The organism is Brevibacillus fluminis, assembly GCF_052072235.1.
GTDB classification, from domain to species: Bacteria; Bacillota; Bacilli; order Brevibacillales; family Brevibacillaceae; genus Brevibacillus_D; species Brevibacillus_D fluminis_A.
This window is the reverse complement of the sequence record NZ_CM125436.1, coordinates 3,731,562-3,744,170: the sequence shown is the minus strand read 5'-3', so window position 1 is coordinate 3,744,170 and position 12,609 is coordinate 3,731,562. Positions and strand designations below refer to the sequence as shown.

Here is a 12,609-nt window from a genome sequence, read left to right as displayed (position 1 = left end):
CAACATGCGCGCAAGGCTCATTTTGGAAGATGGAACGGTATGTGTAGGGAAAGCAATCGGAGCTACATCGGAATCGATTGGCGAGGTTGTATTTAATACAGGTTTGACAGGCTATCAGGAGGTGATCTCCGACCCGTCCTACTGCGGACAAATCGTCGTCATGACCTATCCGCTGGTGGGCAACTACGGAATCAACCGCGACGATTTCGAGTCGGTGCGCCCGTTCATCCACGGGTTCGTCGTACGCGAGCACTGCGATGTGCCGAGCAACTGGCGCAACTCCAAGACGCTCGATGAACTGTTGAAACTGTACGATATCCCTGGCATCGCAGGTGTCGACACACGCATGCTGACGCGGAAAATCCGCCATTTCGGGACATTGCGCGGAATCATTACCACGAGCGAGGCGCCGGCGGAAGAGTTGATCGCGACCTTGCAGGCAAGCAAGCTGATGACGGATCAAGTTTCGCGCGTCTCCACCAAGAGCGTGTTCTCCAGCCCTGGCAACGGGCATCGCATCGTGCTGGTCGATTTCGGTTCCAAGCACGGCATTCTGCGCGAGCTGACCAAGCGCGGCTGCGATGTGGTGGTTGTCCCTTACAACACGACAGCGGAAGAAATCCGCCGCATCGAACCGGACGGCATCATGCTCTCGAATGGCCCTGGCGACCCGAAAGATGTGCCGGAAGCGATCCAAATGATCCGCGACATCCTGGGCGAGTATCCGCTGTTCGGCATCTGCCTCGGACATCAGCTGCTGTCGCTCGCGAAAGGCGCAGACACGCAAAAAATGAAATTCGGCCACCGCGGAGGAAACCAACCGGTGAAAGAACTGACCACAGGCCGCACCTACATCACTTCACAAAACCACGGCTATGCCGTAACGGCAGAGTCGATTGAAGGAACAGGGCTTGAAGTCACGCACATTTCCTTGAACGACGATACGATCGAAGGCGTGCGCGACGTCGCGAACCGCGCGTTCTCGGTGCAGTACCATCCAGAAGCGGCGCCGGGTCCTTACGATTCCGGTTACTTGTTCGATCAATTCCTCGACATGATTGCGAAAGCGAAGGAGGCCAAAACACATGCCTAAAAATACAGACCTGAAAAAAATTCTCGTGATTGGCTCCGGCCCAATCGTAATCGGCCAAGCGGCAGAGTTTGACTATGCCGGGACACAAGCGTGCCAGGCACTGAAGGAAGAGGGCATGGAGGTTGTTTTGATCAACTCCAACCCGGCTACCATCATGACCGACACCAACATGGCGGACAAAGTGTATATCGAACCGATCACGCTTGAATTCGTCGAGCGCGTCATCCGTCAGGAAAAGCCGGACGGCCTGCTGCCGACCTTGGGCGGACAGACCGGTCTGAACATGGCGGTCGCACTTGCCGAAGCGGGCGTGCTGGAGCGCGAAAACGTGAAGCTGCTCGGAACCAACCTCGGCTCCATCAAGCAGGCGGAAGACCGTGAACTGTTCCGCGCCTTGATGAAAGAACTGAACGAGCCGGTGCCAGACTCCGTGATTGTCAGCACGATTGAAGAAGCGGTTGCTTTCGCCAATGAGATCGGCTATCCGATCATCGTGCGCCCGGCCTACACGTTGGGCGGAACTGGCGGCGGTATTTGCGATGATGAAGAATCGCTGCGCGACATCGTGGCGAGCGGCCTGAAATACTCGCCGATCACCCAATGCCTGATCGAAAAAAGCATCGCCGGCATGAAGGAAGTCGAGTACGAGGTCATGCGCGATGCCAACGACAACTGCATCGTCGTCTGCAACATGGAAAACATCGACCCTGTCGGCGTTCATACCGGAGACAGTATCGTTGTAGCGCCGAGCCAAACGCTGTCTGACCGTGAATACCAAATGCTGCGCTCTTCTGCACTGAACATCATCCGCGCACTCGGCATCGAGGGCGGCTGCAACGTGCAATATGCGCTTGATCCATACAGCTTCCAATACTATGTCATCGAGGTAAACCCGCGCGTGAGCCGTTCCTCGGCGCTCGCATCCAAAGCGACCGGCTACCCGATCGCCAAAATGGCAGCGAAAATCGCCATCGGCTACACGCTCGACGAGCTGAAAAACCCGGTGACAGGCCAAACATACGCATGCTTTGAACCAACGCTGGACTATATCGTCAGCAAAATCCCGCGCTGGCCGTTTGACAAGTTCCAATCCGCGAACCGCAAGCTCGGCACGCAAATGAAAGCGACAGGCGAGGTCATGGCAATCGGCCGCACCTTGGAAGAGTCGATCATGAAAGCCGTCCGCTCCCTGGAAGTGGGCGCATACCATCTGGAAATGAAAGAGGCTGCATCGCTTTCCGAAGAAGAGCTGAGAAAACGTCTGGTCACACCTGACGATGAGCGCTTGTTCCTGGTCTGCGAGGCGCTGCGCCGCGGTTACTCGATCGATGCGATCCACAGCTTGACCAAGATCGACCTGTTCTTCCTGCATAAATTCGCCAACATCGTCGAGATGGAAAAAACGATCGCGGAGCGCGGAATCGACGTGGAAACGCTGTACGATGCGAAGCGGATGGGCTTCACCGACCGCAAAATCGCCGAGCTTTCCGGCAAGGCGGAAGCGGACGTGCGCAGCCTGCGTGAGCAGCATGGCTTTATCCCGGTTTACAAAATGGTCGACACCTGCGCAGCCGAGTTCGAAGCGGCGACACCCTACTACTACTCGACCTATGAGCAAGAGGATGAGCGTGTGGAAACCGGCAAGAAGCGCGTGATCGTGCTGGGCTCCGGTCCGATCCGGATCGGTCAGGGGATCGAGTTCGACTATGCGACCGTCCATGCGGTATGGGCGATCAAAGAGGCGGGCTACGAGGCCGTCATCGTCAACAACAACCCTGAAACCGTATCGACCGACTTCAATACATCCGACCGCCTGTATTTCGAGCCGCTCTACATCGAGGACGTCATGAACATCATCGACAAGGAAAAACCGGAAGGCGTCATCGTCCAGTTCGGCGGACAAACCGCGATCAATCTGGCTGACAAGCTGGAAGCGCGCGGCGTGAAAATTTTGGGTACTAGCCTGGAAAACATCGATGCAGCGGAAAACCGCGAAAAATTCGAAGCGCTCTTGCGCGAGCTGAACATGGCACAGCCGCTTGGCAAAACGGTCTTCTCCGTCGCAGAAGCGGTGAACGTGGCGGAAGAACTCGGCTTCCCGGTTCTGGTGCGCCCGTCCTACGTACTTGGCGGACGTGCGATGGAAATCGTCTACAACCAGCAAGAACTGTCTTCCTACATGGAGCAAGCGGTAAAAATCAATCCAGAACAGCCTGTCCTGATCGACCGCTACATGCAAGGAACAGAAGCGGAAGTGGATGCGATTTGCGACGGCGAGAACGTGTTGATCCCTGGCATCATGGAACATATCGAACGCGCAGGCGTGCACTCTGGTGACTCCATCGCCGTCTATCCGCCGCAATCGCTCTCTGAAGAGATCAAGCAAGAGCTGATCGAAATGACAACGAAGCTGGCGCGCGCCCTGCATATCAAAGGCTTGCTCAACATCCAGTTCGTCATCTATAAAAATCGCCCATACGTGATCGAGGTGAACCCGCGTTCGTCTCGTACGGTGCCGTTCCTGTCCAAAGTGACAGGCATCCCGATGGCAAACATCGCGACGAAAGCGATCATGGGTCAATCGATCCCAGAGCAAGGCTTTGCGACCGGCTATCATCCGGAAGAAAAAATCGTCTCCGTCAAAGTACCGGTCTTCTCGTTCGCCAAGCTGCGCCGCGTCGACATTACGCTCGGACCGGAAATGAAGTCGACAGGCGAGGTCATGGGCCGCGAAACGACGCTGGCCAAAGCGCTGTACAAAGGGCTGATCGCCGCAGGCATGAACATCCCGACAAAAGGCTCGCTGCTGGTAACGGTGGCGGACAAAGACAAGGAAGAATCGCTTGAGATCATCAAAGGCTTCCAGCGCATCGGCTTCCGCATCATCGCGACGACGGGAACTGCGGATTATCTCGAACAAACAGGGCTTAGCGTAACACGCGTACAAAAACTGGCGGAAGGCGTGCCGAACATCCTCGACATGATCCGCACCGGCCAGGCCAACATCGTCATCAACACGCTGACAAAAGGCAAAACGCCGCAGCGCGACGGCTTCCGCATCCGCCGCGAAGCAGTAGAGAACGGCATTCCGTGCCTGACATCCCTCGATACCGCGAAAGCGCTCCTGCACGTCCTGGAAACGATCACGTTCCAGACAGAAGCGATGCCGCAAATGAACCTCGGCAAAACAGCCGTAACGGTATAAGAGGGAGGACACGAAAAGCATGACAGATTTTCGCGAACGGATCATTCTGGCGCTCGATTTCGGCTCGCCTGAAGAAGCGTATGCCTGCCTGGACCGGCTTACGGGCGATGTGAAGTATGTCAAGGTCGGCATGGAGCTGTTTTACGCAGCAGGCCCTGCGATCGTCTCCACATTGAAAGAACGCGGCTTCAAGGTGTTCGTCGACCTGAAAATCCACGACATCCCCAATACGGCCCAAGGCGCGATGCGCAGTCTGGCGCGCCTCGGTGCCGATATGATGAACGTGCATGCGGCAGGCGGCGTGAAAATGATGGCAGCCGCCCGCGAAGGAGTGGAACAGGGGACGCCGGCAGGCTCCCCGCGCCCGCTCCTGATCGGTGTCACCATGCTGACCTCCACCAGCGAGGATGTAATGAACAGCCAGCTCCTCATTCCAGGCAAGCTGGAAGACACCGTCGCAGGCTACGCAGCGTTTACGAAAGAGGCAGGTCTCGATGGGGTTGTGGCTTCCCCGCTGGAAGTCCCGCTGATCAAAAAGACGTGCGGCACAAGCTTCGTCACCGTGACACCGGGCATCCGTCCGGCTGGCGCGGCGAAAGGCGACCAGACCCGGGTGACAACGCCGGAAGAAGCGCTCCTGACTTTAAAGAGCGACTACATCGTGATCGGCCGGGCGATTACCGGCGCAGCCGATCCGCATGCAGCCTGGAACGACATGATCGATTCGCTGAAAGCATCGAGATAGAAAAAGGGAGGATACAATCATGAGTCAAATTGCGTCGATTGCGAAAGAGGTGGCGTCCCACCTGCTAACCATCGGAGCGGTGCATCTGCGCCCGGAGGAGCCGTTCACCTGGACGTCCGGGATCAAATCGCCGATCTATTGCGATAACCGCATCACGATGTCTCATCCCGCGATTCGCACCAAAATCGCCGATGCTTTCGTGCAAACGATCCGCGAGCGTTTTCCCGATGCGGAAGTGATCGCGGGAACGGCAACGGCAGGTATTCCGCATGCGGCGTGGATCGCGGACAAGATGGGGCTGCCGATGATTTACGTGCGCGACAAGGCGAAAGGCCACGGCCGTCAAAACCAGATCGAAGGCAGTCTTGCCAAAGGACAAAAAGTGGTTGTCATCGAGGATTTGATTTCGACCGGCGGCAGCTCGCTGAAAGCGGCGCAAGCAGTGCAGGCGGAAGGGGCGGACGTGCTCGGCGTGGTTGCGATCTTCTCCTATCAGTTCCCGGATGCCGAAGCGCTTTTCAACGAAGCAGGCGTGCCGTTTACAACGCTGTCCAACTACACCGAGCTGCTCGCTGTCGCAAAAGAGCAAGGCATCATCACGCCCGAGCAGGAGAATGTGCTGGCAGAATGGCGCAAATCGCCACGGACGTTTTTTGCCTAATTCGGCTAGACAACACAACGAACGATCAAGAGTCACCCCCAGGGTGGCTCTTTTTTGATGACACAAAAAAACACCGCCGGAATGGTTCCGGGCGGTGCTTCACGTAAGCAGGCTCAAAAGCTCGCCTGTTTTTTTATCAAATTTCGGTACATCACGGCCATCGCTACGCGCCATGGCACGATCATGCCGAATGCGAGAATAAAGAACAAACCTGCAGTCTGCATGGCGGAAAAGATCGGCTCGATTTCCTCGCGCAAGGTGATACGAACGATCAAGAGACCGACCAAAATGAAGAAAAACGCCTTGGATCGCTTCAAGTACACATCGTTGCCGACCATTTCAAAGCGGGATGTGAGAATCAGCGGGATGGAGAAGAGTACGCCGACGCAAAAGGCGATCAGATCATAGCTGAGCGACGTGGTCGTATCCGGCAGCACAAACATCAAAAATCCGGTCGACATGAAAAACGGTGGAGCTATGATTTTTCGAAAGGAAATCGGCTTTCTCGCCGCGCGCATGCGAATGAAAATCATCGAGGTCGCCATCAAAAGCGCCACGATCATCGATATGGTTTGTAACGTAGGATGCATCCGATCTGCTCCTTTCAATCCTGATTGCGAATTTCGGTAGAAAAGCTCACGTTTCTAGTGTACTCTTTTTCAAAAAAAGCGCAACAGGATTCATTTGTGAAGCATGGAGGATTTAGGCGGATCGCTCATGCTCGGATAACTGATGCTGACGGACGTCCACCGGATGCCGCTTGCCATAGACGAGCGAGAAAACCCCCATGAAGAAGGTGGCGCCGCACATCACCCACATGAAGCCGTTCAGTCCGATCAAATCGAGGCAAGCGCCTGTAAAAACGACGGAAACCTGAATCAGCACGCGTTCGATCATCCCTTTTACGGCGAAAAACCGACCGTGTGTATCGCCAGGCAGACGCTTCTGGAAAATCGTCGTCACAGAAGGGAAAAAGAATGCCACCGTGAGCCCGAACAAGGCGAATCCGGCAAGCACGAACCAGCGGCTTGCAGCGAAAGAGAGCAAAAACTGGGAAAGCGCAAACACAAACAACAGCATCGAGGAAAAGGTGACCAGGTTGCGGTTGCCGATCAGCTGCTTGCTGACGAGTCCGGCGATCAGGATGCTGGTTCCTTCCACGGTGTAAATCCATCCCATCAGCTCGGGCGCATGCTGAATCTCGCTGTATTTGAGCACGAGCAGATTGAAGCCGCCGAGCAGCAAGGTAATAATGTACGTGTTGCCAAGCCCGATTATGACAGCAGGCTCGCGCTTGATTAAGGAAAACACCTCGGAAAAGCGCATCGCTTGGTACGAGCGTGCTTTTGCTTCCGTTTGCCTAGGAATCGTCATCCACAGCGTGGCGACCGCAAGAAAGACATTGGAGGCGAACGTGAACCAATACAGCTGGTCGAGGGCGAGCGAAGCGACCAGCACGCCGCCGAGCGCCGTTCCGCCAATGCGCGAGAGCGTCGTCACGTTCAGGTATACACTGTTGCCGCGCAATAGCTCAGCCGGGCCGAGAATGGCTGGCAGCGATGATTGGACAGCTGGCAAGTAAAACGCATTGGATGCTTGCTGAATCACGAGCGCGCAGATCATGATGAAGATCGACTGGTGCTCGATCGCGGGGATCATCAAGAGCGGGCTGGCGCAGCGGACAACACTGGAGGCGAACAAGATTTTTTTCTTGTCGCTGCGGTCGATCAAGGTACCGGCCTTCGGCGAGAGCAGCACGCCTGCCATCAGCCCCGCCATCAAGATGAGCCCCTTCACCGTGTCGGAAGGGACGATATGCTGCATGAACTGAAGATTGCCAATAATGAAAATCCATAGTCCTGCTCCTGCAATGCTTTCGCCGATCATCAGCAAGAGAAAGGTGCGATTGCGTAACAAGTTCATCTTGGTCGATTCTCCCAAATAATCAAAAATTTTTTATTGGCACAGTATAACATAAGCACCAGCTGCAAACAATAAACCGATCATGTCACTACGCTCTGTGTGAGGTGGGCTGAGAGTTGCACCGTACGCACTTGCTTCGTCTTGCCATACTTTACGGGATACTCGGCACAAGCGCCGTTTGGATCGGGCTTGTCTGGCTGCAAAGTCTGCTGGCCACGTTTATTCTCTTTCATTTCTTGGTCTGCTGCATGATTCCGATCGTGCACGGGATTGGGGAAGGCAGATTGCGCGCGCGGTGGAGCGAGGCATTTGCGATCTGGTTTACCAGGACGGAAGGGGTTTTTATCGGGATTGCGACAGGGACGGCACTGTGTCTCGCTGCCTTGTCGGGGCTTTATCTGCTCCTGCAAGTGGTGCCGGACAAGGAGCACATTCGCCCCATCTTGACGCGCTGGGGGCTGTCCGCTGATTGGCTGGGCCTTTTTTTTGCCTATATCGTGTTCGTGAATTCCTTGCTGGAGGAATTGATGTGGCGCGGTTTTTTGTTGGAGCGTCTGGAACGGGTGGTAGCGCCGATGACCGCCATGCTGGTGAGCAGTTTTTTTTATGCGCTCTATCATGTGGTCATCGGCACGGTGCTGTTTGGCTGGAAATGGGGGGCAGTAATCACCGGGGCGGTCTTTTGCGTAGGGATGATGTGGGCGTATATGAAGCGGCGCCATCCCCCGATCTACGCCGTCTGGATCAGCCATCTGCTGGCCGATTTCGGCATTATGCTGGCGCTCAGCTGGTGGATTTTTTGAGCCGCTCGGCCGTTTTTCTCGCCAATTCTTCATTCCGTTTCTCTATGACATCCCGGCGATCGCGAACGGTATGTTTGTTGCAAATGTACGCGTTGCCCAGATCGCTTGGACTGCCAAACACCATGCCGCGCTCTGCGCATAGCTTTTGACAGTGCGCCAAAAGCGCCGGATCGGCAATCGGCAGGTCGATGCTGGAATAGGCCTGCTGGCTGTCCAGTGCAGCGATCCGCTCTTCCAATCGCTTGAACAGCTCATCAGGCGCAAGCCCCAATCGCTGCAGCGCGTCTGGATTCGCCTGCAAAATCTCGCAAGCGGAAGCGAGCATTTTCCGTGCGCCGCTGAAATTGTTGCGCCGCTGGTGATACAGCGAGACGGCGATCTGAATCAATCCTACCCATGTGCTATGTTTGCCGCGGTCCGGCAAGCTCTTCCAATACTCTTCCAAAATCTCATGGCATTCAAAATAATCTCGGTCGGTGTGAAAATGAATCAAATAGTCGACATAAGCGGTGGGATACATCGCATGATCTCCTTTTCTGGCGCCTGATCGGAATCTTCCTGGCATACTTGCGCTGGCGGCGCTTGGCAAGCCGGAACCCGGAACAATTGTTGTGGCAGGCACAGGTTTTGATCAAGACGAACGCCAGTCCCGCATAGACTTTAGCAAAGCGGGGAATGGAGGGATTCGTCATGATGAAGAAATGGTTGCTCACAGGCTTGCTGGCATGCTCGCTCTCATCGGTCGCTTACGCCGACGCTTCAGGCAAGCCGAATGGAGCAGCAGCTGCCGCTGGCACAGAGGTGTATGTCCCTGCCCAAACGGTCATGCAGCAGTATGGCGTGGACCTCTTTTATCATTATAACTCACAAATGTTCCTCATGATGAGCGGAAACAACTCGGTTTATTTCCAGGTAAACCAACCGGTTCTCTATATAAACGGGAAGCAAGTGCGGTCAGGCGTCTTTGCAAAATATGAAAATGGCGCACTGATGATTCCGGCCAGCTATTTAACGGATGGCTTGAAAATCGGTGTAACCCCCCAAGGCCAGGATGCGCAGCAAAAGGCGGATGCGGCGACAACGGATGGACTTTTTCACAAGTGGCAGCTGTTCCTGCCTGGCATCGCCTGGGAAACGCATCCGAACTCCGGCCAAAGCACCGTTTACCAAGGCGCGGATACGCTGCAGGGCTCGTTGGACATTCATGCCGACGGCACCTATGAATGGATCAGCGCGCGTGACAACACAACGATCACAGGCGCGTGGACGCGGACCGACAGCATGGAGGAACCGCTCTTGCTGCTGCAAGGCGAAGGGGGAGACGACTATCGGATCGGGATCTACAAAGGGGCGCTTTTCATCAAGGCGAAAAGCAGCGGCTGGCTGTATTACCTTTCCGGCAAGCTGCTCCCGTAATGGTTGAGGTGCGGCAAACCTTGCAATTGAGTGCAGTCTGTAGTGAAATAAGAGAGAGAACCTAACAGAGAGTTGAGGATTGTATGACAAGAGACGAAATCATGAACGCATTACAAGCAAAACGGATGACAGAAGTGATTGAACTGGTGGAGGATGCGGAGACCGGCGAACTGGAAGAATTGGAATTGGTCGAGCATCTCGGGCTGATTGCGGATGAAGCGCTCAACCATGCCGTGCTGGCTTATCTGATGAGCAAAGGCGTGAAAATCACGTATTTGAGCCCAGAAGATTTTGATGATGAGGAAGAGGACGAAGACTGATCGGCTTTATGGCAAACGTCAGGGATCAAGCAACCCCTGACGTTTTTTGCTGCTTATTTTTGCGTCCAGACACGGTTTTTGTTGCGTGTCGCCGGGAATTTCTGGCCTTTTTCCAATTCAATGATCATCGGGTCCTGCACACCGGAGCCGGATTCTCCGATCTCCATGTAGACGCCATTTTTGGGGGACTTGTCTCCTTCTTTGAAACGGCTTTGTTCGCCCATGCTCTCCACCTCGCTTTCTACGCTGGCTACGAGGTTAGTATTTCCGATCCGGAAGTGTTCATCCCACCTATACAAAGGGTGTTATCCATTGATATACTAATTGATATATCAATGAAATCATGCGGAGGAAAAAAATGCTGCGCATACAATTGCAAAAAGATTCAAATCTTTCGTACCACGAGCAATTATACCAACAGATTGCCTCATTGATTCGCAGCGGCGATCTTGAGCCATTGGCGCACCTTCCCACCGTGCGTGAGCTGGCTGCGCAGCTTCATGTCAACTACAACACGGTCCGCAGCGTGTACCTGCGCCTTCAGCAGGAAGGACTGGTCGATTCCAGGCAGGGACGGGGCACGATTGTTAGCAATATTGTGAATGATCCATCAATGATGCGCAACCCGGCCCAGTTGGCGCTGCTGGCAAAAGAGACCGTGCATAAGGTGAAGGCGATGGGCTACACGATGGATGAATTTTCCCGGGTGATGTCCATCGTGATCGACGAGCTGAAGCATTTGCCTGTCCTGTTTCTCCGCTTCACGGAGCTGGAGTTGGCGGAATACTGCCGGTTGGTCCAGTACCATTTGCCGAGCGCCATGGTCGAGGGCTGGACGTTGCAGGATTTTTGGGAACGCCTGGAAAAGGACACGCGCTTTTTGCAGCAATACAAGGCGATCGTGACGCATCCGTCGGTGAATTTGCGCGTCAAGCAGGCATTGCCGCGAGAGGCGCCTCCGGTTGTAAGCCTCGACTTCATCCCCGATCCGACCGTGGTCATTCCGCAGCTGGACGCCTATCCGCGCTCGACGAAAGTGGGGCTGATTTGTGCGACGACCCGCGGCGTCGAGGGCATGATGAACGATTTGGTCAATGCGGGCATCACGCATCTTGATTTGAATGCGATTGAAGTGAATCATTCGGATGTGTTCGAGCGGATCGCTTCCTGCGATGTCGTCTACATCTCAAAGCCAGGCTACATGACGCGGCCGCAGCTATTGACGCTGCCGAAAGTGAAGGAGTTTCGGGAAGTGCCTGATCACCACGGAATCAATGAGCTTCGCAAAATCGTGACCCATTAGGAAGGGATAGCGTGAGTCGAACAAATGCGATGCTGCTTTTGGCAGTCATACTCTGGGGAGCGACCATCCCGCCGACCAAATGGGCGTTGGAGACGGTCGAGCCGCTGACGCTGACGTTTATGCGTCTGGCGCTCTCCAGCATTCTGTTTGTGCCGTACGCCTGGAAAAAGGCCAAGAAAGAGCAAGGTGACATGACCATCCCGTGGCTGCGCCTTTGCTCGCTGTCCTTTACCGGAGTGGCAGGCTACTTTTTATTCGGTTATACCGGCATCGCATTCACAAGCGGGGTCAACGTCAGCATCATCGACTCGACATTGCCGCTCTTTACGATGGTGTTTGCTTATTTTTACCTCAAAGAACGGATCGTCTGGCAGCAGTGGACCGGCCTGTTCATCGGTTTGACCGGGGTATTGCTGATCGCCCTGCAATCGGACAAATCGAATGACAGCTCGCTGTTTGGCGACATGATGGTGCTGGCAGGCTGCATCATCTGGGCGGTCTATATTGTCCAGATGAAAAAGCCGAAGGGGGAGGAGCGGCTGCCCAGCGAATTGTTTACCGCACTCCTGTTGCTGATCGGCGCCGCGATGATCTTTCCTTTTGCCGTGGTGGAGATCGGGGTGCTCGGCTGGCCGACATTTCCGGCCAAAACGATCCTGTCGCTGCTGTACCTCACCATTGGCTCCTCGATTCTGGCCTATTGGCTGTGGAACAAGGCGGTGGAATCGGTGTCGGCCAGCAAGGCCAGCGTGTATTTGAACTTTATGCCGGTCATCAGTGTCATCGCCTCGGTTCTTTTCCTGAAAGAAACGCTTACGTGGCAGACGGTGATCGGCGGCTGTCTCGTGCTGACAGGTGTCGTATTCGCCGAGCGCCTTCAGACACGGCGGGCGCTTGACTAAGGGACATATGCTGATTTTCAAGGCATTTGGTCATTTGTACCAGTCGCATCGCCCCCTTGTGTAATACATTGTAAATGTACCAAGACAAAAGGGGTGATCTTACAATGGGTTGCGGATGCAGACGTTCACGTTCACATTGCAAGACGAGTTGCCATTGCAAGAAATGCTGCAAGGTAAAGCACTATAAGAAAGTATTGGTGCCTTACTACAAAACGCACTGCACAGATTTCCACAAATG

General features: G+C 54.8%; 13 protein-coding genes. 9 read left to right on the top strand and 4 right to left on the bottom strand.

Annotated elements, in window-relative coordinates:
- Positions 1-4: 4 nt before the first annotated feature.
- Genes ACTID9_RS18600 through pyrE form a run of 4 tightly spaced genes read left to right on the top strand, consistent with a single transcriptional unit; the run spans position 5 to position 5,704 of the window.
- Positions 5-1,093: a carbamoyl phosphate synthase small subunit gene (locus tag ACTID9_RS18600; protein ID WP_441066408.1), complete on the top strand. Its 1,089-nt coding sequence runs from the start codon at positions 5-7 to the stop codon at positions 1,091-1,093.
- Positions 1,086-4,298 (top strand): carbamoyl-phosphate synthase large subunit, encoded by a 3,213-nt coding sequence (gene carB, locus ACTID9_RS18595; RefSeq protein ID WP_441066407.1) that lies wholly within the window; start codon positions 1,086-1,088, stop codon positions 4,296-4,298. Before ACTID9_RS18600 ends, carB begins: the two co-directional genes overlap by 8 nt.
- Positions 4,299-4,317: 19 nt before the next feature.
- Complete coding sequence (gene pyrF, locus ACTID9_RS18590) at positions 4,318-5,043, top strand: orotidine-5'-phosphate decarboxylase (RefSeq protein ID WP_441066406.1); 726 nt, start codon at positions 4,318-4,320, stop codon at positions 5,041-5,043.
- A 19-nt stretch (positions 5,044-5,062) separates the two neighbouring features.
- Positions 5,063-5,704: an orotate phosphoribosyltransferase gene (pyrE, locus tag ACTID9_RS18585; protein WP_441066405.1), complete on the top strand. Its 642-nt coding sequence runs from the start codon at positions 5,063-5,065 to the stop codon at positions 5,702-5,704.
- Between the two features lie 113 nt (positions 5,705-5,817).
- Here the strand turns inward: pyrE and ACTID9_RS18580 are convergent, their stop codons facing one another.
- Together ACTID9_RS18580 and ACTID9_RS18575 are read right to left on the bottom strand one after the other, a co-directional pair.
- Positions 5,818-6,294 (bottom strand): CcdC family protein, encoded by a 477-nt coding sequence (locus ACTID9_RS18580; RefSeq protein WP_441066404.1) that lies wholly within the window; start codon positions 6,292-6,294, stop codon positions 5,818-5,820.
- Positions 6,295-6,406: 112 nt separating this feature from the next.
- A complete protein-coding gene (locus tag ACTID9_RS18575) occupies positions 6,407-7,627 on the bottom strand; it encodes an MFS transporter (protein ID WP_441066403.1) in 1,221 nt (406 codons plus the stop codon).
- A 116-nt stretch (positions 7,628-7,743) separates the two neighbouring features.
- Between ACTID9_RS18575 and ACTID9_RS18570 the strand changes: the two genes are divergently transcribed.
- A complete protein-coding gene (locus tag ACTID9_RS18570) occupies positions 7,744-8,430 on the top strand; it encodes a lysostaphin resistance A-like protein (protein WP_441066402.1) in 687 nt (228 codons plus the stop codon).
- On the opposite strand, the gene ACTID9_RS18565 is transcribed toward ACTID9_RS18570, so the two are convergent.
- Positions 8,411-8,950 (bottom strand): DUF309 domain-containing protein, encoded by a 540-nt coding sequence (locus tag ACTID9_RS18565; RefSeq protein WP_441066401.1) that lies wholly within the window; start codon positions 8,948-8,950, stop codon positions 8,411-8,413. The two genes, ACTID9_RS18570 and ACTID9_RS18565, sit on opposite strands and share 20 nt — an antisense overlap.
- Before the next feature lie 170 nt (positions 8,951-9,120).
- Here ACTID9_RS18565 and ACTID9_RS18560 point away from each other — a divergent pair, with 170 nt between their 5' ends.
- A complete protein-coding gene (locus ACTID9_RS18560; protein ID WP_441066400.1) occupies positions 9,121-9,846 on the top strand; it encodes a stalk domain-containing protein in 726 nt (241 codons plus the stop codon).
- Between the two features lie 83 nt (positions 9,847-9,929).
- Complete coding sequence (locus tag ACTID9_RS18555) at positions 9,930-10,166, top strand: hypothetical protein (RefSeq protein WP_441066399.1); 237 nt, start codon at positions 9,930-9,932, stop codon at positions 10,164-10,166.
- A 53-nt stretch (positions 10,167-10,219) separates the two neighbouring features.
- Here ACTID9_RS18555 and ACTID9_RS18550 read toward each other — a convergent pair whose 3' ends face one another.
- Positions 10,220-10,390, bottom strand: coding sequence for a YjzC family protein (locus ACTID9_RS18550; RefSeq protein ID WP_441066398.1), 171 nt, complete (start codon positions 10,388-10,390; stop codon positions 10,220-10,222).
- A 134-nt stretch (positions 10,391-10,524) separates the two neighbouring features.
- On the opposite strand from ACTID9_RS18550, the gene ACTID9_RS18545 reads away from it, so the two are divergent.
- Together ACTID9_RS18545 and ACTID9_RS18540 are read left to right on the top strand one after the other, a co-directional pair.
- Positions 10,525-11,469, top strand: coding sequence for a GntR family transcriptional regulator (locus ACTID9_RS18545; protein ID WP_441066397.1), 945 nt, complete (start codon positions 10,525-10,527; stop codon positions 11,467-11,469).
- Between the two features lie 11 nt (positions 11,470-11,480).
- A complete protein-coding gene (locus ACTID9_RS18540) occupies positions 11,481-12,371 on the top strand; it encodes a DMT family transporter (RefSeq protein ID WP_441066396.1) in 891 nt (296 codons plus the stop codon).
- The last annotated feature ends 238 nt before the right edge of the window (positions 12,372-12,609 follow it).